Source organism: Halorussus salilacus (assembly GCF_024138125.1).
In the GTDB taxonomy this organism is placed as follows: domain Archaea; phylum Halobacteriota; class Halobacteria; order Halobacteriales; family Haladaptataceae; genus Halorussus; species Halorussus salilacus.
The window spans coordinates 1,443,688-1,465,495 of record NZ_CP099993.1 but is presented as its reverse complement, the minus strand read 5'-3'; the positions used below and the strand labels follow the sequence as shown (position 1 = coordinate 1,465,495).

21 protein-coding genes are annotated in these 21,808 nt (G+C 67.7%); 12 read left to right on the top strand and 9 right to left on the bottom strand.

The genetic code is table 11. The features are described 5' to 3' along the window. Nucleotides 1–57: 57 nt before the first annotated feature. The 3 genes from NGM10_RS07545 (at nucleotide 58) to NGM10_RS07535 (ending at nucleotide 3,343) form a co-directional block, all read left to right on the top strand. Nucleotides 58–816 (top strand): ABC transporter ATP-binding protein, encoded by a 759-nt coding sequence (locus NGM10_RS07545; protein WP_253483587.1) that lies wholly within the window; start codon nucleotides 58–60, stop codon nucleotides 814–816. After that, nucleotides 816–2,057 (top strand): ABC transporter permease, encoded by a 1,242-nt coding sequence (locus NGM10_RS07540; RefSeq protein WP_253483584.1) that lies wholly within the window; start codon nucleotides 816–818, stop codon nucleotides 2,055–2,057. Before NGM10_RS07545 ends, NGM10_RS07540 begins: the two co-directional genes overlap by 1 nt. 329 nt (nucleotides 2,058–2,386) lie before the next feature. Continuing rightward, entirely contained in the window at nucleotides 2,387–3,343 is a 957-nt protein-coding gene (locus tag NGM10_RS07535; RefSeq protein WP_253483582.1) for a hypothetical protein, read from the top strand. A 23-nt stretch (nucleotides 3,344–3,366) separates the two neighbouring features. Here NGM10_RS07535 and NGM10_RS07530 read toward each other — a convergent pair whose 3' ends face one another. The 3 genes from NGM10_RS07530 to NGM10_RS07520 all read right to left on the bottom strand — a co-directional run bounded on the left by NGM10_RS07530 (nucleotide 3,367) and on the right by NGM10_RS07520 (nucleotide 7,327). Then, nucleotides 3,367–4,500 (bottom strand): ORC1-type DNA replication protein, encoded by a 1,134-nt coding sequence (locus tag NGM10_RS07530; protein WP_253483579.1) that lies wholly within the window; start codon nucleotides 4,498–4,500, stop codon nucleotides 3,367–3,369. Nucleotides 4,501–4,977: 477 nt separating this feature from the next. After that, on the bottom strand, nucleotides 4,978–6,963 hold the full coding sequence (locus NGM10_RS07525) for a MutS-related protein (RefSeq protein WP_253483577.1): 1,986 nt from the start codon (nucleotides 6,961–6,963) through the stop codon (nucleotides 4,978–4,980). 79 nt (nucleotides 6,964–7,042) lie between these two features. After that, nucleotides 7,043–7,327, bottom strand: coding sequence for a hypothetical protein (locus NGM10_RS07520; protein ID WP_253483575.1), 285 nt, complete (start codon nucleotides 7,325–7,327; stop codon nucleotides 7,043–7,045). Between the two features lie 136 nt (nucleotides 7,328–7,463). On the opposite strand from NGM10_RS07520, the gene NGM10_RS07515 reads away from it, so the two are divergent. Together NGM10_RS07515 and larE are read left to right on the top strand one after the other, a co-directional pair. Then, nucleotides 7,464–7,802 (top strand): winged helix-turn-helix domain-containing protein, encoded by a 339-nt coding sequence (locus NGM10_RS07515; RefSeq protein ID WP_253483572.1) that lies wholly within the window; start codon nucleotides 7,464–7,466, stop codon nucleotides 7,800–7,802. Nucleotides 7,803–7,860: 58 nt separating this feature from the next. Continuing rightward, nucleotides 7,861–8,745, top strand: coding sequence for an ATP-dependent sacrificial sulfur transferase LarE (larE, locus tag NGM10_RS07510; RefSeq protein WP_253483570.1), 885 nt, complete (start codon nucleotides 7,861–7,863; stop codon nucleotides 8,743–8,745). A gap of 282 nt (nucleotides 8,746–9,027) precedes the next feature. On the opposite strand, the gene tatC is transcribed toward larE, so the two are convergent. Continuing rightward, complete coding sequence (tatC, locus tag NGM10_RS07505) at nucleotides 9,028–9,873, bottom strand: twin-arginine translocase subunit TatC (RefSeq protein ID WP_303656608.1); 846 nt, start codon at nucleotides 9,871–9,873, stop codon at nucleotides 9,028–9,030. Nucleotides 9,874–9,966: 93 nt separating this feature from the next. On the opposite strand from tatC, the gene NGM10_RS07500 reads away from it, so the two are divergent. The 5 genes from NGM10_RS07500 (at nucleotide 9,967) to NGM10_RS07480 (ending at nucleotide 14,472) form a co-directional block, all read left to right on the top strand. Next, complete coding sequence (locus NGM10_RS07500) at nucleotides 9,967–12,186, top strand: twin-arginine translocase subunit TatC (RefSeq protein ID WP_253483567.1); 2,220 nt, start codon at nucleotides 9,967–9,969, stop codon at nucleotides 12,184–12,186. Nucleotides 12,187–12,440: 254 nt separating this feature from the next. Beyond that, nucleotides 12,441–12,614, top strand: a complete 174-nt coding sequence (locus NGM10_RS07495) for a ribbon-helix-helix domain-containing protein (RefSeq protein WP_253483564.1) — start codon at nucleotides 12,441–12,443, stop codon at nucleotides 12,612–12,614. A 14-nt stretch (nucleotides 12,615–12,628) separates the two neighbouring features. After that, complete coding sequence (locus NGM10_RS07490; protein ID WP_253483561.1) at nucleotides 12,629–13,357, top strand: queuosine precursor transporter; 729 nt, start codon at nucleotides 12,629–12,631, stop codon at nucleotides 13,355–13,357. A 79-nt stretch (nucleotides 13,358–13,436) separates the two neighbouring features. Then, nucleotides 13,437–14,201, top strand: a complete 765-nt coding sequence (locus NGM10_RS07485) for a DUF7537 family lipoprotein (protein ID WP_253483559.1) — start codon at nucleotides 13,437–13,439, stop codon at nucleotides 14,199–14,201. A 64-nt stretch (nucleotides 14,202–14,265) separates the two neighbouring features. Beyond that, nucleotides 14,266–14,472, top strand: a complete 207-nt coding sequence (locus NGM10_RS07480) for a DUF8132 family protein (protein ID WP_253483557.1) — start codon at nucleotides 14,266–14,268, stop codon at nucleotides 14,470–14,472. Between the two features lie 3 nt (nucleotides 14,473–14,475). On the opposite strand, the gene NGM10_RS07475 is transcribed toward NGM10_RS07480, so the two are convergent. Next, the gene (locus tag NGM10_RS07475; RefSeq protein WP_253483555.1) at nucleotides 14,476–15,234 is read right to left on the bottom strand and encodes a 23S rRNA (uridine(2552)-2'-O)-methyltransferase; all 759 of its coding nucleotides are present in this window, start codon (nucleotides 15,232–15,234) and stop codon (nucleotides 14,476–14,478) included. 178 nt (nucleotides 15,235–15,412) lie between these two features. Between NGM10_RS07475 and NGM10_RS07470 the strand changes: the two genes are divergently transcribed. Together NGM10_RS07470 and NGM10_RS07465 are read left to right on the top strand one after the other, a co-directional pair. Next, nucleotides 15,413–16,156, top strand: a complete 744-nt coding sequence (locus NGM10_RS07470; protein ID WP_253483553.1) for a DNA polymerase sliding clamp — start codon at nucleotides 15,413–15,415, stop codon at nucleotides 16,154–16,156. A 310-nt stretch (nucleotides 16,157–16,466) separates the two neighbouring features. Continuing rightward, on the top strand, nucleotides 16,467–17,288 hold the full coding sequence (locus NGM10_RS07465; protein WP_253483551.1) for a hypothetical protein: 822 nt from the start codon (nucleotides 16,467–16,469) through the stop codon (nucleotides 17,286–17,288). A gap of 35 nt (nucleotides 17,289–17,323) precedes the next feature. Here the strand turns inward: NGM10_RS07465 and NGM10_RS07460 are convergent, their stop codons facing one another. From NGM10_RS07460 to NGM10_RS07445, 4 genes are all read right to left on the bottom strand, one after another. Further along, a complete protein-coding gene (locus NGM10_RS07460; protein ID WP_253483549.1) occupies nucleotides 17,324–19,867 on the bottom strand; it encodes an efflux RND transporter permease subunit in 2,544 nt (847 codons plus the stop codon). Nucleotides 19,868–20,052: 185 nt separating this feature from the next. Beyond that, entirely contained in the window at nucleotides 20,053–20,643 is a 591-nt protein-coding gene (locus tag NGM10_RS07455; protein WP_253483547.1) for a DUF7474 family protein, read from the bottom strand. Nucleotides 20,644–20,761: 118 nt separating this feature from the next. Further along, nucleotides 20,762–21,172, bottom strand: a complete 411-nt coding sequence (locus NGM10_RS07450; protein WP_253483544.1) for a DUF5809 family protein — start codon at nucleotides 21,170–21,172, stop codon at nucleotides 20,762–20,764. Nucleotides 21,173–21,295: 123 nt separating this feature from the next. Next, nucleotides 21,296–21,742, bottom strand: coding sequence for a DUF5810 domain-containing protein (locus tag NGM10_RS07445; protein ID WP_253483542.1), 447 nt, complete (start codon nucleotides 21,740–21,742; stop codon nucleotides 21,296–21,298). Nucleotides 21,743–21,808 lie beyond the last annotated feature (66 nt).

Sequence of the window (21,808 nt, the reverse complement as noted above, 5' to 3'; positions counted from 1 at the left end):
TTTCCGCCCGCAACGGGCAACACCGTTTTTGCGGTGCCGGGCGTACTGCGTGAGACAATGGCCGCCAGCCACTCGGACGCCGAGTCCGACGCGTCGACCGACCGCGAGGACGCCGTGGCGCTCCGCGACGTGCGCAAGACCTACCTTCTGGGCGAGCCCGTCCACGCGCTCGACGGCGTCTCGCTCTCGATTCCCCGAGGGTCGTACACCGCCGTGATGGGGCCGAGCGGGTCGGGCAAGTCCACCCTCCTCAATCTCATCGGGTGTCTCGACACCGCGACCGACGGCGAGGTGTTCGTCAACGGCACGGAGGTCACCGGCCTCTCGGACCGCGAGCGGACGCGAGTCCGGGGCGACGAGATCGGTTTCGTCTTCCAGACGTTCAACCTCATGCCCAAGCTGACCGCCGCAGAGAACGTCGCGCTCCCGCTGGTCTTCCAGGGCGTCTCGCGGAGCGACCGGCGCGAGATAGCCGAGGAGCGCCTCGACGACGTCGGACTCGGCAACCGGACCGGCCACCGCCCGAACGAACTCTCGGGCGGCCAGCGCCAGCGGGTCGCCATCGCCCGCGCACTGGTGACCGACCCCGCCATCATCCTCGCCGACGAGCCGACCGGGAACTTGGACAGCGAGACGGGCCGCCAGATCATGGGGCTGTTCCAGCGCCTCCACGACGACGGCCACACCGTCCTGATGGTGACCCACGAGCGCCACATCGCCGAACACGCCCAGCGCGTCATCCACGTCCTCGACGGCACGATAGAGGACGTAGAGGAGATCGAATCGCCCCGGCGGGTCGAGACCGACACCGTCTGATGGACCTCTTCGAGAGCCTGCGGCTCAGCGGGCGCGCCATCCGGAGTCACAAGCTCCGGTCGACGCTGACCACGCTCGGGGTCGTCATCGGCGTCGCGGCGGTCATCACCTTCGTCACGCTCGGGACCAGCCTCCGGGCCGACGTGCTCGGGCAGGTCGGCGGCGAGCGCACGCCCAACGTCTACGTCTGGGCGGGCCCCGAGGGCGAGGACGGCGCGCCGGGCGCGGGCGCACAGCCGGTGTTCACCGAGCGCGACCTCGCCGAACTCCGAGACCTACCGGGCGTCTCGGCGGTCGTCCCGCGGGGGGTGGTACCCACCGCTGCGGTCTCGTCGGGCGGCGACACGGTCGCCCAGCGTCAGGTGATCGCCACCTCACCGGAGTACTTCGACTCCGGCGAGTTCGTCGCCGGGCGCGGCTTCGAGCCGGGCCAGCGCGAGGTCGTGCTGAACGAGCGCGCCGCGAGGCTGTTCGAGACGCAGGCGACCGTCGGCGACGAGGTCACCGTCCGACTCGCGTCCGGGGAGTCGGTGAACGCGACGGTCGTCGGCCTGCTCAACGCCTCGACGTCGGGCGGCCCCTTCGAGGGGCTGGACTCCCAGCCGCTGGTGTTCGTGCCGACCGACCCGTTCTACGACACCACCATCGAGAGCCCCGAGACCGGCCGGTCCCAGCGCGTCTACCCGACCGTGACCATCGTCGCCGAGGACTTCGGCGCGGTCTCGGACGTTCAGGCGTCGACCCGGGCGTACCTCACCAACCGCTCGGACGCCGCGACGCTCGCGCCCGGCGACTACGCGTTCTCGGTCGAGACCGACCAGGACCTCGTCGACCGACTCGAAGAGCTGCTGACCACTCTCACCAACTTCGTGACCGGGATCGCGGTCATCTCGCTCGTCGTCGGCTCCATCGGCATCGCCAACATCATGCTGGTCTCGGTCACCGAGCGCACCCGGGAAATCGGCATCATGAAGGCGGTCGGCGCGCAGAAGCGCGACGTGCTCCAGCTGTTCCTGCTGGAGGCGGTCATGCTGGGCGCGCTCGGGGCCATCGTCGGGACTCCGGTCGGCATCCTCGGGGCGTACGCGGCCGCCGAGTACATCGGGCTCGAACTGGTCTTCCCGCTGGAGTGGTTCGCCATCGCGGTGGGCGTGGGGATGGCGGTCGGCGCGGTGTCGGGGCTGTACCCGGCGTGGAACGCCGCCCGGACCGACCCCATCGACGCGTTGCGCTACGAGTGACTCCGTGGGTTCGCCCCTCACGAGTCACCCGGGACTCCGCGCCGCCCTGCCGAGACTTCGCGCCGGTCGGCCGAGACTCCGCGCCGCGCCGCTCCCCTGAGACTTCGCACCGCGCCGGTCGGCGGCGTAAGCGCGCTTACGCCGCCGACCGGTCGATATAACTCTACCTTATCGACCGGCGGCGGCCGGGCGTCGACTCGGTGCGGGCGAGTCGTCCCCGCAACTCGAACCCCCGTTACGGCCGTCACAGGCCCGGATTATACGCCTGAACGGTTCAAACGGTATCTCCGATTTATCCAAGCAACAGTATACAATCCGTCGTGAGAACCATGAAGCGCCGAGAAATGCTACTCGCGACCGCAACGATTTCGCTCGCTGGCGTCCCCGGCCTGTCGAGCGCAGACACCGACGCGACCGCCCAGACCGACCCCATCACGCTAGAGGACGCGACGCTGGAGTTGGGCGGCGTAAGTCTCTATATCGGAAGCGCGTCGTTCTACTACGACGAGGGTGCCGCGGTGTTCGAGGGGCGCGAGTGGGTCTTCTCGAACGGAAGCCGCGAAGTGGCGCTCAGCGGCGCTGTCGTCGCGGTCGAGAACGTCAGCGCCGAGACCTTCGCGGCGGTCCGGGACGCGATGGCGGCGTCGTACGACGAGCGGTCGCTGTCGCCGCTCCTCTCGGGGCTCGCCGCTGCGGAGGTGGACCCGAGTACTCCGATGGGTGTCCGAATCGGGACTGTCTCCACCGACACGGGGACGCTGGTCGAGGAGGTCACCGCGACCGGAACGGTCGGGGACGTCACCCCCGCGAACTGGGCCGCGTTCGCGACGGGCGAGGAGGTCGAACTCGGAGCGGCCCAGTTCGACACCGTGGCGCTCCAGCGGGGCGGCGTCGTCGTGACCGCCGAGGAGGTGGTGGCCGAACCGTTCTCGAACGGGCTGTCGGTCACGTCCGACGGCGGGACCATCGAGGGGTCGGGGGGAACGCTCACCTTCGAGAACCTGAACACGACCTTCCGGCCGCCCGAGGAGGGCGGCGAACCCCATCGCGCCGCCTTCGAGCGCATGCGACGGCTGGCCGCCAAGGGCGCGCTGACCCTCGACGCCGTCGGCACGACGATGGCCGACTCGGGCGTCACGGTCGCCAACACGGTCGAGGCGATGCGAAACACGAGATACGAGGCCACGATGGAGAGCGTCACCCGGGACGGCGAATCCGTGGTCGAGGACTTCGGTAGCTCCGGGACGCTCGCCGAACTGGTCCAGATGCTACGCCAGAGCGCCTGAACGCTACGCGCCGGAATCTGGCCCTACTTCCCTTCGAGCCGGTTCAGCACGGCGTCGGGTTCGTACCGCAACGACAGCTGGCGGGACCGCCCTCTGCCCTCGACGTTGGTGTAAGTCGCGTCGATGATGTCTAGCTGGTCGAGCTTGTTGATTATCTCGGAGTAGCGGGTGTAGCCAAGCCCGGTCCGGTCGTGGAAGGCGTCGTACACCTCGCCCGCGCGCTCGCCGTCGTGTTCGGCGATGACCTCCAGCAGTTCTATCTCGCTGTCGTTGAGCGCCCGGAGGCTGTGGCTGAGGTGGACGTACTTCGACTTCTCGTAGGCCTGCTCGACGTCCTCCATGCTCACGGTCCGGCTGGCGCGCATCTCGGCGTTCAGGCCCGCGCGCCGGAGCAGGTCGATGCCGACCCGGAGGTCGCCGCTCTCGGCGGTGAGTTCCGCGACCCTGTCGAGGATATCCGCGGAGACGACGCCCTCGTGGAACCCCCGGTCGACGCGCTCGCCGAGGATGTCGACGATCTCCTCGGGGTCGTACACCGGGAAGTACACCTCCTCCGGCCGGAACACGCTCTGGACTCGGCCGTCGAGCTCCTCGATGACGTCGAGGTTGAGGTCCGAGGAGACCACGATGACGCCGATCTTCGCGCCGCTGTGGGCCTCGTGGGCCCGCAGAAGCGAGTAGAGGGTGTCGGAGGCCTCGCCCTCGTAGAAGAGGTAGTTCACGTCGTCGAGCGCGACCACCAGCACCTCGTCGTCATCGACCAGCTTCTCGGTTATCTGGCGGAACAGCTTCTTGAACGAGATGCCCGAGGAGGGGGGTTCGTACTCGAAGATGCCCTCGAACACCCGCGAAAACACCGAGTAGCGCGTCGAGTCGACCTGACAGTTGACTCGGACCGTCCGCACGTCGGTCTGGGCCGACAGCTCGCCGAACAGCTTCTGGACCGCGGTGGTCTTGCCGGTGCCGGGCGGGCCGCGCGAGATGACGTTCAGCGGCCGCGACCCCCGGGCGGCCGGGCGGAGCGCGTACTTGAGGTTCTGCATCTGGCTCTCCCGGTGGGCGAACGTCTCGGGGACGTAGTCAATCTCGAAGACGTGTTCGTCGCGGAACACGGACTCGTCCCACGAGAGCATACCCTCCTCGGGGTCGTCTGCCATCACTTTCACCTCGCTGTCCCAGCTACTTAACCTTTCGGCAGGCGAAAATATTAGGGGGGAGAGGCGTTCGAACCGGCGATTCGGGGTCTCTCGGTCGGTTCGGTTCGGCTTCGACGTTCCGACTACCAGATGCCCGACCTCTCCGGTGACGAGGCGTTCCACCTCCGACTGTTGAGGGCCCCGTCCGACCCCTCGGCGCGTGCTGGCGCGGCGCGAGAGCTCTCGCGCCGCGCCAGCACGCGCGAGGTCCTCGTGAGCGGAGCGAACGAGGGCTCGTCAGAGCGAAGCTCTGACGGTGGACGGGTAGCGCAGGGAGCGAAGCGACTGAGCAACGCAAGAGGCTGGGGAGGGTCGAGGTCTGCGGTAGCGGTGCCGTGCGGTGCGGATGCGGTACTCCGTGGTACCGGCGGTAGCTAGCTCCGTGTTCGCTCCAATCGTCCCGAAAATACCGGGAATTCCGGCCACTCCGACGCGCCGCTAGAATTTCTCCAGCAGTCGGTCGTAGAACTCCCCGTCCGAATCTCCAGCCAGCTTCTCGACGATCAACTCCGGCGTCGAGCGCGCGAGGTGGTCCTTGACGGGCGACCGATTCACGACTAACTCCCCGTCCTCCAGTCCCTTCGCCTCGATGCCGTCGACGGGCACGTCGTAGTCGGCCATCTCCCGAATCTCGGCCGCGAGGTGGGAGACGAACACGCCGGTCACGTCCTTGCCGCGTAGCTCTTCGAGGATGCCCGCGATTATCTTGGCGCTCGCGCCGGGTTCGGTGATGCTCTCCAGTTCGTCGACCAGCACGAGTCTGTCGCCCCCGCCTCCCGTCAGCTCCGCGAACTCCCGGAGGGTGGACTCGAACGCGCCCGCGTCGAGGGTGCCCTGCGTCTTGGCGTGGTAGTGGAGTTCGCCGAACCGCTCCAGTCGGGCCTCCTCGGCGGGGACGGGCAGGCCCATGTGGGCCAGAATCACCACCACCGCAACGAGGTCGAGGGTCGAGGTCTTCCCGCCGCTGTTGACCCCCGAGAGCAGTGCCACGTCCGAGACGCCGTAGTCGACCGGCTCCACGTCGGCGAAGTCGACGTCGAGCAGGGGCGAGCGCCCGCCCCGTATCTCGAATCCGGACGCCGCCGACTCCTCGCCCGCGAACTCCGGTATCGCGCAGTCGAAGTCCTCGGCGAACCGCGCGATGGCCAGCTCCACGTCGAGTTCGAGCGCGGTCCGGACCAGCTTTTCGGCGGCCCCGCGGCTCTCGGCGAGGTCGGCGGCGAGTTCGCGCTTCCGGCGGGCGGCCCGTCGGTCCTTGGCGGCGACGAGGTCCTCGCGGAGCCGCGAGACGGCCTCCTCCTCGCGCTCGACCGGGAAGGTCGGCTCTTCGGGGAACGCCCGGCGCGCGACCTCGGCCTCGCCCGCGTCGAGGTCGAGCGACTCGACGAGCTCCTCGCGCGCGGCGGCGACGGCGGCGGCGTACTCGTCGCTCAGCTCCCGGGAGAGCAGGGAATCGACCCCCGCGCCCTGCTCGACCAGCGACAGCAGGTCCGACCCCTCGACGGTCACGTCGCGCTCCTCGATGGCGTCCCGGAGGTGGTCGTTGGCGACGCTCTCGGCGGTCGAGACCGCGGCGTCGAGGTCGTCGATGGCGCGGGCCAGTCGGTCGAGTTCGTCGTCGCCGACCACGGTGCCGTCCGAATCCACGCGCTCCAGCGCGGATTCGAGCGCGTCGAGGTCGAGCGGCGGGTCGATGCCCGCCCGGCGGTGGACCCGCGCGGCGGCCCGCAGACTGTCGCGATTCGCCGCGAAGAAGGCGAGGGGTCGCTCGGGCACGATTTCGGCCGGACGCTCCAGCGCGTCGGGTTCGACGCGAACGTCGCCGTCGACGCTCACGCCCGCGAACTCCTCGTCGAGCGCGACCACGGTCGAGTACCCGCGGGCGAGGTCGGCGAGGTCCCGGGCGTCCTCTACCACCTCGACGCTCATCTCGGGAATCGCCTGCTGGGCCTCGGTGTAGCGCTCGGCGTCGGCGGTCGCCAGACACCTGTCGCGGACCGTCACGTTCCGGGGCTCGGCGAGGGGTTCGACGTCGGCGAGGGCGTCGAGCACCGCCTCGTCGGGGTCGCGCGCAAGCGCGCGCTCGGTGAACTCCCGAACCTCCTCGATGCGGGAGGCCGCCCCGCTGGGATAGAGAGTTTCGAGGCGCTTCTCGCCGTAGCTCGTGACGGTCCGGTCCTTCAGCAGGCCGAGCACGTCGCGGTAGAGTTCGTCGGCGCGGTCGGTCGCGAGGAAGCCGCCGGGGTCGTCGTGGCGCTCGCGGACCGCCGCCCGCGCGATGCTCGCGGCTCGCCCCTCGGTGATGCCGGGCGCGCTGGCGAGCTCCGCCACGTCGCCCGCCGCCAGCGCGGATTCGGGGTCGTCCAGTTGCGAGAGCGCGTCGGCCGTCTTCGACCCGACGCCGGGTATCGCCTCCAACTCCATTCGCGCCGTAGTACCCATCCCGCGCTTAAAAATATTCGCGGAGTGGTACGTGCTCTGAGTGCGATGTCGCGGGCGGGAGTCAGTCGCGGAGACCCCACGGAAGTTCGCCGCCACGGTCCTCGATGTACGCTTTCGCGTCCTCGATACTCGTCAGTCTGACGTTGTCTCGGCTACCGCCGTAGCCTTCGAGCGGCGCTTCCGAATCTCGAATCATCTCGCGGATTTGTTCCTCCGCTCGCCCTTGTTCGTCGGAGGTAACCCAGTTTTTGACGGTATCCACCTGCTTCTTGTGACTTCCGACCACCCGCTTACGCGCGAGTTTCCTGACAATTTTAATCCGTAATTCCGTCTCCTCGTCGCTCATCTGCGTAGGTACAATTGACTCAAACTCGCCGTTTATATCTATCGGAATAAAACAACAGTATCGCGTATTACAAACCAACTAACAATAGTATATTAACCACAGTCTTTAAGTCATCGGGGTGAATCTATCCGACAGGATGAGCGCCCCGAAAGCGAAAGATGGAACCAATGAGGCCGCCGCGGAGGATACCGTCTTGACCGACGTCCTCGTGCCGCACGCGAAGGTGAAGATTCTAACGGTGCTACTCGGCGAGAACAACCGCGATCTCAATCCCACCGACATCTCCCGGCTCGCGGGCATCGACCGCAGTACCTTCTACGAACACATCGACGACCTCGTGGCCTACGGTCTGGTCGAGGAGACCCGTACGGTCGGCAACAGCCAGATGTACCAGATAAACCGCGACAACCCTGCGGCCGAGGATCTCGCGCAGTTCGAGTGGGACCTGCTCGACCATATCCCCGAGTCCGAGTAGCCGTTTCCCGCCGCGCAGGTCAACGCGCTTTTCTCCCGGAAGCCCCAAGCACCCGGACATGGCCACAGTCGAGGAGAAAGCGCAGGCGGTCCGCGAGGACCTCGCCGAGCGCGACGGCGTCGTCGTCGCGTTCTCGGGCGGGGTGGATTCGAGCGTCGTCGCGGCGCTGGCCCGCGACGCGCTGGGCGACGACGCGGTGGCGTGTACCGCCAAGAGCGAGACGCTCCCGGCGGCGGAACTGGACGACGCGAGGCGGGTCGCCGACGAGATCGGCATCCGCCACGAGGTCGTCGAGTTCTCCGAACTCGACGACCCGAAGTTCGTCGCCAACGACGGCGACCGGTGTTACCACTGTCGGACCATGCGGCTGGGGAAGATGTTCGAGACCGCCGAGCGACTGGGCTACTCGGTCGTCTGCGACGGTACGAACGCCAGCGACGCCGACTGCGGCCACCGGCCGGGGCTCCGGGCGGTGGACGAACTCGACGCCTACTCGCCCCTGCTGGCTCACGACATCTCGAAGTCGGAGGTCCGCGAACTCGCCGACGGCTACGACCTCTCGGTCGCCGACAAGCCCTCGATGGCGTGTCTCTCCTCGCGGATTCCCACCGGACTCGAAGTCACCGAGCAGAAACTCACTCGCGTCGAGCGCGCCGAGGCGCTCCTCCGGGAGTGGGGGTTCTCGCAGTTCCGCGTCCGGGACCACGACGGTCTCGCCCGCATCGAGGTCGGGGCCGACGAACTGGAGGCCGCCCTGAACCCCGACTTCGCGGCGGCGGCCCGCGACCGCCTGACCGACCTCGGGTTCGACCACGTCACGCTCGACCTCGACGGGTATCGGACGGGAAGCGTCAGCCCCGAGGGCGAGGAGGCGAACGCCGACGAGACGGACGAACCGCTCGTGGAGGACGTTTTCGCGACCGACTACCCGACCGCGGAGTAGCGACTTTCGGGGTCTCGCTCGCTCCGCTCGCGAGACGGTCGCTCGCTCGTAGAAAGTGGCACGGGCGTTCGCACCCAGGGTGGCAGTTTGCTGGCACGCGAACTGCGGTTCGTAGCTGCTGGCACGCGAGCTAAGTGGCAGGCGCGAACGCTATCACGTCGTAGGTGCTCCTCCCCCTTAGTTATCCACCGATTACGCCGCGAGAAATTCGCCGTTGCTCGACGGAACGGTCCGTCGGTGTGCGTGCCGAGGGGGACGAGAGAGGAACGGGCGGCGTTCGGGTCAGTTGCCCGTCCACTTCAGCAGGAGGAGGGTGCCCTCGAACAGGAGTATCATCGTCACGGTGACGAGGATGGGTGCCATCCCGGTCGGGTCGGGGGTGAACAGGAACGAGATGCCGAGGAACCCGCCCCAGAACAGGAGTCGGCGGTCGGCGAGCCACTGGCGGGTGGTCAGGCCCATCATGATGGCGAGCATTATGAACAGCGGAATCTGGAACACGACCGCGAGGTACCCCATCAGCATCAGGATGAGGTTGAACGTCTTCGTCAGCCCGAACGCCGTGATGGCCACGTCCTGCGTGTAGTAGACGAAGTAGGTGAAGATGGCGGGAAGGACGAGGAAGTACGCGAAGCTCACGCCCACGAACGCCAGCACGAGGCTGGTCGGTACCGCCGCGAGGTAGTACCGGCGCTCGTGGGGGTAGAGCCCGGGGCGCATGAACAGGTACGTCTCGTAGACGAAGACGGGGAGCGCGATGATGACGCCCGCGAGGCTCGCGACCTTCAGCTTGGTCAGCACCAGCGCGAGCGGGTGGTAGATGCGCGGGCGGCCGTCCTCGCCGACCTGGTCGATGGGGATGACGTTGTACCAGAGGTGGTTGATGACCTCCTCGGTGACCGGAAGCGCGATGGCGGTGACGACCCCCGCGACGGCGATGACGACCGCGAGCCGCTTTATCATCTCCTCGATGTGCTCGGTCAGCGGCATCTCCTCGTCTTCGAGCGGCTCTTCGGGGACCTCGCGCTCGCGGTCGCTCACCGGTTCCGGGGGCTGGTCGACCGCGGCGTCGTCGGTCGCGGGCGAGAGATTCCCCGCTCCCGCCGTCGCCTCCGTTTCGTCAGCCATTCAGTCGTGCTAAGCGCCGCCGCCATTATAGGCTTTCTTCTCTTGGAGGGACGAGAAGATTGATAACCGAGACACAGCTACCACTCGCAAGGAATGTCCGGAACTGGAAGTAGCATCGTCGACGAGGACACTGCCCGCGCCGTCAACAGCGGTCGCGAAACCATCGGCGCGATGCTCTCGACGGCGCAGGACCACCTCCGCAAGGTCTTCATAGTCTTCTTGATTGGATTCTTGGGCTGTTTCTACGCGCTCCGGGGGGTCGGGTGGCCGTACCTCAAGGACGTCACCACGGCCCAGATGTCGCCCGACATCGCCGAGAGCATCACCATCGTCGCGGTCACGCCGTTCGACGTCATCCTGTTACAGGCCAAGATCGGCGTCGTCGCGGGCGTCCTCGTCGCGCTTCCGGTTCTGCTCTACTACGCTCGCCACGAGTTCCGGAACAAGCACTGGTATCCCGACGCCCCCATCGCTCGCTGGAAGATAGCGGTCCTCGTCGCGCTGGCGCTCGGGCTGTTCGTCGGCGGCGTCATCTACGGCTACGCGGTCTTCTTCCCGCTGATGTTCCAGTTCCTCGCCGACAACGCGCTGACCGCCGGGTTCCAGACCAACTACTCCATCGTCAAGTGGACCGAGTTCATCCTCTTTCTCTCGCTGTCGTTCGGCCTCGCCGCGGAGCTCCCGCTCGCGATGAGCGGCCTCGGGTACACGGGTATCGTGCCCTACGAGACGTTCCGCGACAAGTGGCGCTACGCCATCATGGGCATCTTCGTGTTCGGCGCGCTCGCGTCGCCGCCCGACCCGTTCACCCAGCTGATGTGGGCGACGCCGCTCATCCTCCTCTACGCGTTCAGCCTCTATCTCACGAAGGTCGTGGTGACGCTCAAGCGTGCGGGCGAGCGGGTGAGCGTCGCCGGAGTCCTCAGGGACGACTGGATTCGAATCGCGGGCGCGCCCGTCCTCGCGTTCCTCGCCGTCCGGATGGTCCTGACCGGCGGGGCGCGCGAGGCCGTCAACGGTAGCCTCCCGGCCGCGTACCGGCTTCCGCCGGTCGAGTCGGTGGTCGGGCTTCCGCGGGGGCAGTCGGTCCTCGCGGTCGCCGCGGGAGCCGCGGTCCTGACCCTCGTGGTGGCGGTGGCCTACTACGTCCTCCGCGCGCTCAACGAGATCGGAACGGGTCCCGAACCCGGACGCGGTCGGTCGCCCGGGGACATCGACCTCGACGGCCTCGACGCGGGCGGCGTCCGGGCGGCCCCGCCGCAGGTCTTCGAGGAGATGTCCGAGGCCGAGGCCGTCGACCACGCCCGGCAGGCGATGGACGACGACGACGGCGAGAAGGCTCAGGTCATCCTCGACCGCTGGGACGAGTTCAATCCCGACGAGGACGAGGACGCCGAGGCGGCCGAAGCCGACGAGGGTGAAGACGACGCCGACACCGAGGAGGCGACCTTCCCCCGCGAACCCGAGCGGTCGGACAACCCGGTCCAGAGCACCGCCGCGGGCATGGCCGACGCCTTCACCGACGAGGAGACCACCGAGGAGGACATCGGCGGGTGGTACTACGACATCCGGTTCATCCTCGACAGCCTCACCTCGAAGATGTTCTGGCTGGTCGGCATCTTCATGGCCGTGCTCGCCTCGGTGTTCACGTTCCTCTACATGGGCGGCATCGGCGACATCCGCGAGGACTTCCTCCGGCGGCTTCCCGCCGAGGTCCGGCCCGAACCCGGGTCGGGCGAGGAGATTCTCGACATCGTGGTGTTGCACCCCGTCGAGGCGCTCATCTTCGAGGTCAAGATATCGACCCTGCTCGCTGGGGTCGCGGTCCTGCCGGTCCTGCTCTACTGGGCCTGGCCCGCGATGAAGGAGCGCGGACTCGCCGCGGGCGACCGCCGGGTGTTCGGCGTCTGGGGCGGCACCATCGCGCTCGGCCTGCTCGGCGGGAGCGCGCTCGGCTACGCGTTCGTCGCGCCCAGCGTCATCTCGTGGCTGGTCGCCGACGCCGTTCGCGCCGAGATGATAATCTCCTACCGGGTCAGCAACTTCTTCTGGCTCGTGTTCTTCACCACCGCGGGCATCGGCCTGCTCGCCGACGTGCCGCTCACGATGTGGCTGTTCCACTGGGGCGACATCCTCTCGTTCGAGACGATGAAGAACAAGTGGCGGGAGGTCACCATCGCCATCTTCGCGGCCGCAGGGCTCCTGACCCCCGACAGCCTCTACACGATGTTCCTCATCGCCATCCCGCTCTCTGCGGCCTACCTGTTCGGGCTCGGGACGCTGTGGGTCGTGACGCTCGGCGGGCGGCGGTAGCGCGGCTCCGCTCGGCTCCCCCGACCGTCGATTCCAAACCGGCGTTACACGGACTTCTGAACCGAGATACCGATTTGTACTGAACCATACTGGTTTGTACTGAACCATACTGGTTTGTACTGAAATCCACTGGACCCGAACGTGACCCCGACCGCCGAAACGCGCCGCCGTCTGGCGGCGCGTTTCGGCCAGCGCTCGGCGACAGCCCGCACGCCGCTCGAATACTTTAAAAGACCGGGCGATAATACCCGAGTATGAGCAAGATAAGCGTGGAAGTGCCCGACGAGCTTCTGGCCGACCTCGACGAGCACGTCGGCGACGACGGGAAGTTCGTGAATCGGAGCGAGGCCATCCGGGCGTCGGTCCGCAAGATGCTCGACGTTTTGGACGAGATAGACGAGCGCCACGGGCGACTGGAGGACGACTGACGGGGGACTCCGAGATGACCGACTACCACCGGGAGGTCGAGGCCTTCCCCACCGGCCGCATCGCCATCATCGGGCTGTTCGTCACCGCGCTGGTGACCGCACAGCTGACCGCCTCGAAGCTACTGGCGTTCTCCCTCCCCGTCTCGTTGCCGCTCGTCGGGGACTCGCTGGCGATGCCCGGCGCGGCGCTGGCGTACGCGCTCACCTTCTTCGCGTCGGACTGCTACTCGGAGCTGTACGGCCCCCGCGAGGCGGTCAAGATGGTCACCGTCGGGTTCGCCATGAACTTCGTGCTGCTCGCGCTGGTGTGGTCGACCATCGCCGCGCCCGCCGCGCCGTTCAGCGACGTGGACCCCGCGACGTTCGAGTCTGTGCTGGGTGCGAGCACCGATATCGTGGTCGCCAGCCTGTTGGCGTACCTCGTGAGCCAGAACTGGGACGTGTTCGTCTTCCACCGCATCCGCGAGTACACCGACGGCGCGCACCTCTGGGTCCGGAACGTGGGTTCGACCGCGACCAGCCAACTGCTCGACACCGCCATCTTCGTGGGCGTCGGGTTCTGGGTCATGCCCGCGCTCCTCGGGGGCGACCCGCAGGCGTTCGGCGCGCTCGCCGGTCTCGCGGTGGGCCAGTACCTCCTCAAGCTCCTCATCGCAGTCGCCGATACGCCCTTCGTCTACGCGGTCGTGGGCTACCTCCGGAGTCGGGGCCACGTCGCGCCCGCACCCCAGAGCGCCGACTGACCCGGGGCGACCGCCCCCCCGCGCGGGTCCGTCGTCGACTCCGACACCTCTTTTGCCCTCCCGTGATTCGAGGGCGTACATGCGACGAAACGCCCTCCTGCTGATAGCGGTGTGCTGTCTGGTCGCGCTGGCCGGATGCACCGGAACCCTCCCCGGCGGTACCGACGAACCGACCGAAGACGACGTGACCTACCCCGACGGCGTCTCGGAGAACGGAACCGACCTCTCGACGCTCGCCGACGGCCACGCCGAGGCGCTGAACGAGAGCAGCTTCGCGCTCGCGGTCGAGATGACCCAGAACGGGTCGGCGGGCGAGCAGTCGGTCGCCATCGACACCGCGGTGACCGACGACCGCGACCGCGTCCGCGCGAACGCCTCGATGGGCGACCGCCGGACCTCGATGTACCTGACCGAGGACCGCCAGTACACCCGAGTGACCGCCGACAACCGGACGGTCTACGACGACTCCGAGCGGACCTCCGACGGGATGGGGATGGTCCCCTCGTCGTACTCGGGCGCGGCGTACGTCGAGCAGTTCGGCGCGAGCGCCGGGGCGAACTTCACCCCGACCGACGTCCGCGAGGTCGACGGCACGACGCTAATCGAACTCCGGGCCGACGGGAGCAACGTCTCCGCGCCCGAGGGGGCGGAGATTCGCGGGTACGACGCCACCATGCTCGTCGACGAGCGCGGCGTCATCCACGATCTCGACGTGACCGTCGAGAGCGCGCAGGACGACCAGACCGCGAACGTCTCGCTCTCGATGGACGTCTCGGACGTGAACGGAACGACGGTCGAAGAGCCGTCGTGGCTCGACGAGGCGCGCAACTCCTCCGAGAACTGAGCGGTCAATCGGCCGATACGACCGGCCACAAGCGTTTTCCCGGCGGATTCCAGTGGGTCGCACGATGCTCAAACTACTCGGCGGTCTCGTGGCGCTGTTCGGCCTCGGCGTCACCCTCTTGGGCGGCTGGATGCTGGTCCGCGGCCCGTTCCTCGGCGGTCCGGCGCTCGAACCGACTGCGATGCTCGCGGCGCTGACCGCGTTCCTCGTGGGAATCGTCGTGTTCTTCCGGGGGCTCGTCCGGTGGGCGGGAATCGGCGCGAGGCTCTGAGCCTCAGACCGGCTTCGCGAACCCGAACCGCGGCTTTATCTCGGTGACCACGACCGTCACGGTGTCGCCCTCCTCGACCCCCGACACGAACAGGGTGTAGTTCTCGACCTTGGCGACGCCGTCGCCCTCCGAGCCCTCGTCGACGATCTCGACTTCCAGTTCGTCGCCCTCGCCGACGGGCGCGGTCAGCCGACCCTTCGCGACGAGGTACACCTCCGAGGAGGAGTCCCGCGAGGCGTCGGGGCTCATGGTGCGGACGTACTGGAACTCCTCGTCGACCTCCTCGCGGAGGTCGTCGAGGTCCGGCCCCTCGAACACCTTCACGACGAGGTCGCCGCCCGAGTCGAGCACGTCGAGGGCGGTCTCGAACGCCTGGCGGGCGAGGTGGACCGACCGGGCGTGGTCGACGCTGTACTCGCCGGTCATGTTCGGGGCCATGTCGGAGACGACCACGTCGACCGAGTCGCCCGCGAGTTCGCGGACCACCTCCTTCGTCGACTCGTCGGTCATGTCGCCCCGGACCGTTTCCACCCCTTCCACGGGGTCGATGCGCTGGAGGTCCACCCCGACGACGAGCCCCTCGTCGCCGACCTCCTCGGCGGCGACCTGTAGCCAGCCGCCGGGGGCCGCCCCGAGGTCCACGACCGTCTTGCCCTCGTGGAGGAGGTTCTCCTCGCGGTCGAGTTGCTTGAGTTTGTAGGCGGCGCGCGAGCGGTAGCCCTCCTGCTTGGACTTGTTGTAGTAGTGGTCTTTCCCTGCCATGGTTCCGATTCGGTCGTTGGGGGCCATAGGTCGCCACCGCGGGTAAGCGTGGCGAATGCTCGCGGGGCGGGATACGAAACCGGGCTCGCGGGAACGGTAATGATTCATTCCACGCGCTCGCTCGCGTGCGCGCCCGAACGGGTGTTTTTTATGCCGGGGGTTCGTAGCAGTCGGCAAGATGTTTAAGGCTATCGTGAGCGCCGACACGCTCCGGGACACCATCGATTCCGTGAGCGTGCTGGTGGACGAGTGTAAGATCCACCTCGAAGAGGACGGCCTCGCCATCCGGGCGGTAGACCCGGCGAACGTCGGGATGGTCGATCTGGAACTCTCCGCGGAAGCGTTCGAGTCCTACGAGGCCGACGGCGGTATCATCGGCGTGAACCTCGACCGACTCGACGACATCGCCGGGATGGCGAGCGGCGACCAGCCGGTCCACCTCGAACTCGACGAGGAGACCCGCAAGCTCCACATCCAGATCGACGGGCTGGAGTACACCCTCGCGCTCATCGACCCCGACTCCATCCGACAGGAGCCCGACATCCCCGAACTCGACCTCCCTGCCGAGATCGTGGTCGAGGGCTCGGACATCGACCGCTCGGTCACGGCAGCCGACATGGTCAGCGACCACATCGCGCTGGCGGTCGACGCCGACGAGGAGACGTTCATCGTGGAGGCCGAGGGCGACACCGACGACGTGCGCCTCGAACTCGACCGCGAGGACCTCATCGACCTCACGGCGGGTCCGGCCCGGTCGCTGTTCAGCCTCGACTACCTCAAGGACATGAACAAGGCCATCCCGAGCAACGCCGAGGTCACCGTCGACCTCGGCGAGGAGTTCCCCGTCAAGCTCCACTTCGACATCGCGGAGGGACAGGGCAACGTCACCTTCATGCTGGCCCCGCGGATTCAGAGCGACTGACCTCGCGCTCGTCGCGGCAAGTACCGACCCGGTCTACACGGGAGTTCTCCTGATTTCTCCGTGCCTTCGTGCGCGGCTTTCGACCACTGGGCTTTCCGGAGTCGAACGGCTCGATGCCGTCGGTTCGCACCGGGTATACTGACCGCGTCGCGCGTCGGGGGAGCCACATCACGGCCGGACCGGCGGGCGCCGACGGTCCAGAGCGGGGGGACACGTCCCGGCACGTCCGCAGATACTCACCGATAGATAATTATATCTAGTTCCTTCAGAATAATTTAACACTAAACAGCTCTAAATTTTATATGAACCTATGACTGGTTTCGAAGACTCCGAAGACAGCATCAATCGACGAACGGTACTTCGAACGGCCGGTGCGGGCCTCGCGGGCGCAGGTGTGTTCTCGGGCGCGGTCAGTGGCCGTAGCGGCCGAGACAGGGAGGCGATCATCGAGCAGTCCCACGACGTGCTCCAAGCCACTGGTAGCGTCGAACGACAGCACGAGTTCCTGCGGAACCGCGGATTCAACACCACTTACGACCGGGTCACCTACCAGATTCCGACGTCTGGAGAGGTCGGTACCGAATCCTTCGACAAGGCCGACCTCGACATCACGCTGTCGCTGTTCATCGACTGCTCGGGAGACGGCACGTACACCGCCCAACAGTCGTGGACGTACGACTGGGGTAGTTTTGACGGGGGTGCCGACCCGATGGACATAAGCGGTCTCGGCTGGACCGACGGCTGGGACCTCGAATCCTACACCATCTCGGAGACGACCTACAGTAGCGAGTACGTCTCCTACCACGATGGCTCCGTGTCCGAGGGTCCGGGCATCGCGTTCGACGTCGACGATTACGGGATTATGCTGGACGACGAAGAGGACTACAACCACTTCTTCGCGGTCGACCTCGAGACTGTCGGCGACTACACCGAGGAGGAGCGACGCATCCAGGGCTCGTACACGCACCTGTGGGAGTCGATAGAGATAACCGGCATCTCTATCGGGTATCCGGCCTCCGTCAGCGTGAGTGTCAGCGACGCGACGTACAAGTGGAAGACCGACACCGAGGACGACGGCGACACCCTACTCCGAGTCAACGAGTCACAGGCGTCGGCTTCGAACTGCTGGTAAACGACCGAGCCGAGGCGACCTCGCGAGGCGCTCGATCAGTCGTCGGGGGTCGCGTCCACCCCCTGACGGCCGGTCATCGACGCCACGCCGACGCGCCGACTCCACGCGAGGAGCATGCTCGGGAGGACGAACACGCTCACGACGAACGACAGCGACAGCCCAAGCACCACCAGCATCCCGAACCCGCGGATCTGGGGGCTGACGTGGAGTAGGAGCGTGGCGAACGCGCCCCCGGAGGTCAGCGTGCTGCCGAGCAGGGCACCGCCGGTCCGGGTCACCGCGGTCCGGAGGGCGGCGACGGGGTCGCGACCCCGGTCGAGTTCCTGCGCGAACCGGTCGCTGACGTGGATGTTGTAGTCGACGCCGAGACCGACGACGAGGCTCATCAACAGCGCGGTCACGAACGTGATGGGCGTCCCCGTGAGGTACATCCCGCCGAGGACGAGGCCGACGACCAGCGCGATGGGAACCGCGGTGAGCGCGCCGAGCGTCGCGCTCCCCTCCGTGAGTCGGAAGCCGACCGCGAGGACGACCGCGACGGCGACCAGCGCGAGTAGCATCGTCCGGAAGATGCCGTCGGCCAACTGGCCGAGTTCGGCGTTCGAGAACGTCGCCTGCCCGACCGCAGTCGCGGTCAGGGGCCCGCCCTCGACGGTCCCCGCGACGCCGTGCATCGCGGTCGCGCGCTCGTCGACTTCGAGTCCCTGCTCGACCGGGACGAGCAATCGCAGCGACCGGTACTCGCCGTCCCGGCGTTCGACCACCCGCCCGGCCCGCTCGGGGGCCGCCTCGTAGAGCGCCCCGTACACCGCTTCGAGGTCCCGGTCGGGAACGCCGTCGCCGTCGGTGTCGGCGTCGCGGAACGTCCCGGCGAACCGCTCGTCCTCGGCGGCGACCGACTCCATGACCGACAGCGGCGAGACGACCTCGGCGCGCTCGCCCCGCCGGAACACCGCGTCGCTGTCCTGCGCGTCGTCGACGCCGTCGGCGACGCGGTCGAGCGCCGAGGGGTCGGTCACGTCTCCCTCGACCAGTACCGTGGTCGTGCGCTGGTTTCGGTCGGTCGACTGGTAGGCGTCCTCGACGTACTGCTGGTTCCGATAGTACGGGTCGTCGGTCGCTTCCCACGCCAGCGGTCCGGGGAGTTCGGTCTTCCACTCCGCGACCTCCGAGGAGGTCTGGTAGCCCTGGCGGTCGATGTCGGTCCACGCCACCGCACCGCCCGCTCCGGCGACGAGCGCGACGACGATGACGAGGGGCGCGGCCTTCCGCGCGGCGTCGACGCCCGCGCCGAGCACCGGCCGGAGGTACCGCCCGGTCCCGAGCGGCGACTTCCGGCGGTCGAACCCGACCCGTTCGAGCAGACCGTCGACGCTCACCTTCAGCGCGGGGACCAGCGTGGTGAACACCACCAGCGCCGAGACGACCCCGAGCGTGATGCCCACGCCGAGGTCCCGGATCATCCCGAAGGGGTTCGCGAGGTTCGAGAGGAACCCGACCGCCGCGGTGACGGTCACGAGGACGAACGCGACGCCGACCGACGAGACCGCGCGGGTCATCGGCGCGCCGACGCCCTCGTCGGCTCCGCGTTGCTCGCGGTATCGCATGAAAACGTGAAGCCCGTAGTCGATGCTGAGCCCCGTTATCAGGACCGGGCCGATGATGAGAGTCATCCCGGCGGGAATCTCCAGCCACCCCAGGATTCCGAACATCCACAGCACCGAGACGACGACCCCGACGAACCCGACGACGACGTCGGCGAGGTCGCGGTACGCGAATCCGAGCGCGCCGAGGATGAACAGGAGTGCGGCGGGCAAAATTAGTTCGATTGTGTCGGTGCTCTGCTGTTCGTAGTACGACGCCGAGGCGAACTCCCCCAGCGTGAAGTAGTCGCCGCCGTCGCCCTCACCGCCGCGGTCGGACGCCGCTTCGTACAGCGCCCGCTGTGCGTCGGCCGGGGGTTGGGCGACGCCGCTCTCGGTGTCCGCGGCCTCGAACTCGAAGGTGATCCGGCGACTCTCCGCGGTCGTGCTCCCCGGCTCGTAGCTGTCGGGTAGCAGTCCGAGCGCCGCCGACCCCTCTGCGAGCGTCTCCGAGACGAGTCGCTCGACCTCGTCGTCGCTCGCCGCGTCGAGCGCCTCGATCTGGGCGTCGAGGTCGGCGGCCGGGTCACCCGCCGCGCGCTTTGCAATCACGTTCGAGACGCCGACAGCGCCGTCTTCGCTCGCGAGCGCCGCGTTCACGGATTCGTTGTCGCGGACCTCCCGCTGGTACCGCAGGGATTCGAGAAGCGACCGCTTCGAGAGGACGTTTCCGTCCTCCTCGCGGACGTACACCGACGCGGTCGTCGTGTTCCCCGGGTCGTCCTCCCGTTGGGTGTAGTGCTCGCTGATGTACTCGGATTTCTGTGCGACCTCGGTGTCGCCGAACGCGTCGCTGTCGGCGTCGCCCGAGCTCTGGAGGTCCAGCTGGGTGACGCCACCGGCGACGACCGCGGTCAGAAGCAACATCGCCACGACGACGATGCGGTTGTGTGTCGTTACGAACTCGACGAACCGATTCGGTATGTCTCGTGCCATTGTGTGGGTGGGATTCGAGTGATGAGGCTCGCCGTCGCCAGCGAGCCGTCAGGTGGGTCGTTCGCGACGGATTCGCGCGTTGTACGCCCGACGCTCGGGACGACGATACCCGACTTAAAAAACGGACCACCACAGTTGCAGAGTCTGCAACTGCCCCTGACCGGTGGTCGCCCCGGTCGCCGACCTCACAGGCTCCGGTCGATGACCGCCTTCGCGGCCTCGGCCTTCTCTTTCCACCCGTATCCGGCCTCGTAGACGTGGCGCTTCTTGGTCACGAGTTCCTCGGGCGAGGACTCCTCGAACCCCCCGCGGGTCCACGTCCCGGTGTCCCTGAGCCACTCGACCACGCGCTCGCGGGTCTCGTCCCACGAGAGGCCGACCATCTCGTACCACGCGATCATGGCGAAGACCGCGTTGTCGTGGGCACCCGGCACCGACCCCTTCTCGGCGACGGTCTTGATGGGTTCGACGGTCGGGTCGGTGACGTGTTCCTTGTACTGCTCGGCGGTCAGCAGTTCGAGCGCTCCGCTTTCGGTCTCCATCACGCGCTGTTCGTGGCGCAGGCGTTCGAGCGCCGACTGGTGGAGCGCGTCCCACCCGCCGTCGACCGCCTCCCGCAGGTCGTCGGGCCCTCGGGGGCCGCCCGAGAGGACCGCGACCACGTCGGTGTAGGCCTTCTCGATGTCGGACCACGCCTCGCCCTCGAACCGGCAGTCGGGGCCGTGGAGGTTGCTCGTCGTTCGACAGTCGGGGCAGGGGTACTCGAACCGCGGCACGCGCGTGAATTCGCGCACCGGGTATCAAAGCGTGTCGGATTGGGTTCGCGACTGGTCGGCAACGAGGCTCACCGCGACGGAGCGACGCCCACCGCGAATCCGTCGGATTCGCGGTGGGCTACAGCAGGTCCCGGTAGACGCTCCCGAACGCCTGTCGCCGGAGGGTCGCGACCGCGGCGTCGGTCTCGTTCTCGTAGGTCGCGGCGACCACGGTGTCGTCGGGCGCGTCGTGCCACGCGACCCGCGAGACGTTCTCGCTCCCGCGTTCGATGACCTCGCGGTCGCGGTCGGCCAGCCACTCGTCGTACTCCTCGCGGCTCGCGGTCCGGACTTCGAGCAGCGACGCGAACAGGGCGTCGCGAGCGGTCTCGACCACCTCGGAGGTGACACGCTCGTCGTACTCGTCGGCGTCGAACGCCATCGCCTTCGCCGACTCCTTGACGACCGTCTGAGCCGCGGGACCGACCGCCTCGTAGCGTCGCTCGGCCGCCTCGTCGGTCTCGGGCGCGAGGAATCCGTGGGTCTCCATGCGCGGGGGTTCGGAGGCCGGGGACTACTCGCTTTCGTCCTCGACTGGACACGACCCCGGACAGCCAGCAGCAGAATCACCGACGAGGAGACATCCCAGAAAGCCGCTGGTCGCTCGTCGGTCTCACTCCTCGTCGCACTCGTCCCCGTCGTCGAGCATCTCCTCGGTCATCTCGCGGGCCTCCTGTAGAATCCGCCGGGCTTCGGGGTCGAGCGCGCCCGCGTCTGCGCCGCCACCACTCCCGCCAGCGCCGCCAGCCATCGACCCCCGACCCCGCGTGTTCGCGCGTTCGAGTTCGTCCTCGAAGAGGTCGCCCCCGCGGGGTTCGTCGCCGTGCCCGTGGTCGTGGGGCGTCGTGTCCTCGAAGACCTGCGGGAACTCCTCCTCGTCGGCGTAGTCGGCGACGCGGTCGGCGAGTTCGGCCTCCCCCTCGTCGCTCCATCCGGGCGCGTGGTCGTCGAGCCACTCCTCGTGGTCGTCGTCGCCCAGCATCGCCGTGAACGCGAGGTGGTTGGCGAGGTGCTCGGCGTCGGACTGTGGCGTCCCGCAGACCGGACAGGCGTATCCCATGCCCGGAGGTAGGTCCCAGTGACCGAAAAGCGCCACGCTCGACTCGCGCGTCCTCGTCGACCCCGG

Bases quoted from the DNA above. Each gene is read 5' to 3' on its own strand.
- NGM10_RS07545 (WP_253483587.1), top strand. From the start codon at position 58: ATGGCCGCCAGCCACTCGGACGCCGAGTCCGACGCGTCGACCGACCGC.
- NGM10_RS07540 (WP_253483584.1), top strand. From the start codon at position 816: ATGGACCTCTTCGAGAGCCTGCGGCTCAGCGGGCGCGCCATCCGGAGT.
- NGM10_RS07535 (WP_253483582.1), top strand. From the start codon at position 2,387: ATGAAGCGCCGAGAAATGCTACTCGCGACCGCAACGATTTCGCTCGCT.
- NGM10_RS07530 (WP_253483579.1), bottom strand. From the start codon at position 4,500: ATGGCAGACGACCCCGAGGAGGGTATGCTCTCGTGGGACGAGTCCGTG.
- NGM10_RS07525 (WP_253483577.1), bottom strand. From the start codon at position 6,963: ATGGAGTTGGAGGCGATACCCGGCGTCGGGTCGAAGACGGCCGACGCG.
- NGM10_RS07520 (WP_253483575.1), bottom strand. From the start codon at position 7,327: ATGAGCGACGAGGAGACGGAATTACGGATTAAAATTGTCAGGAAACTC.
- NGM10_RS07515 (WP_253483572.1), top strand. From the start codon at position 7,464: ATGAGCGCCCCGAAAGCGAAAGATGGAACCAATGAGGCCGCCGCGGAG.
- larE (WP_253483570.1), top strand. From the start codon at position 7,861: ATGGCCACAGTCGAGGAGAAAGCGCAGGCGGTCCGCGAGGACCTCGCC.
- tatC (WP_303656608.1), bottom strand. From the start codon at position 9,873: ATGGCTGACGAAACGGAGGCGACGGCGGGAGCGGGGAATCTCTCGCCC.
- NGM10_RS07500 (WP_253483567.1), top strand. From the start codon at position 9,967: ATGTCCGGAACTGGAAGTAGCATCGTCGACGAGGACACTGCCCGCGCC.
- NGM10_RS07495 (WP_253483564.1), top strand. From the start codon at position 12,441: ATGAGCAAGATAAGCGTGGAAGTGCCCGACGAGCTTCTGGCCGACCTC.
- NGM10_RS07490 (WP_253483561.1), top strand. From the start codon at position 12,629: ATGACCGACTACCACCGGGAGGTCGAGGCCTTCCCCACCGGCCGCATC.
- NGM10_RS07485 (WP_253483559.1), top strand. From the start codon at position 13,437: ATGCGACGAAACGCCCTCCTGCTGATAGCGGTGTGCTGTCTGGTCGCG.
- NGM10_RS07480 (WP_253483557.1), top strand. From the start codon at position 14,266: ATGCTCAAACTACTCGGCGGTCTCGTGGCGCTGTTCGGCCTCGGCGTC.
- NGM10_RS07475 (WP_253483555.1), bottom strand. From the start codon at position 15,234: ATGGCAGGGAAAGACCACTACTACAACAAGTCCAAGCAGGAGGGCTAC.
- NGM10_RS07470 (WP_253483553.1), top strand. From the start codon at position 15,413: ATGTTTAAGGCTATCGTGAGCGCCGACACGCTCCGGGACACCATCGAT.
- NGM10_RS07465 (WP_253483551.1), top strand. From the start codon at position 16,467: ATGACTGGTTTCGAAGACTCCGAAGACAGCATCAATCGACGAACGGTA.
- NGM10_RS07460 (WP_253483549.1), bottom strand. From the start codon at position 19,867: ATGGCACGAGACATACCGAATCGGTTCGTCGAGTTCGTAACGACACAC.
- NGM10_RS07450 (WP_253483544.1), bottom strand. From the start codon at position 21,172: ATGGAGACCCACGGATTCCTCGCGCCCGAGACCGACGAGGCGGCCGAG.
- NGM10_RS07445 (WP_253483542.1), bottom strand. From the start codon at position 21,742: ATGGGATACGCCTGTCCGGTCTGCGGGACGCCACAGTCCGACGCCGAG.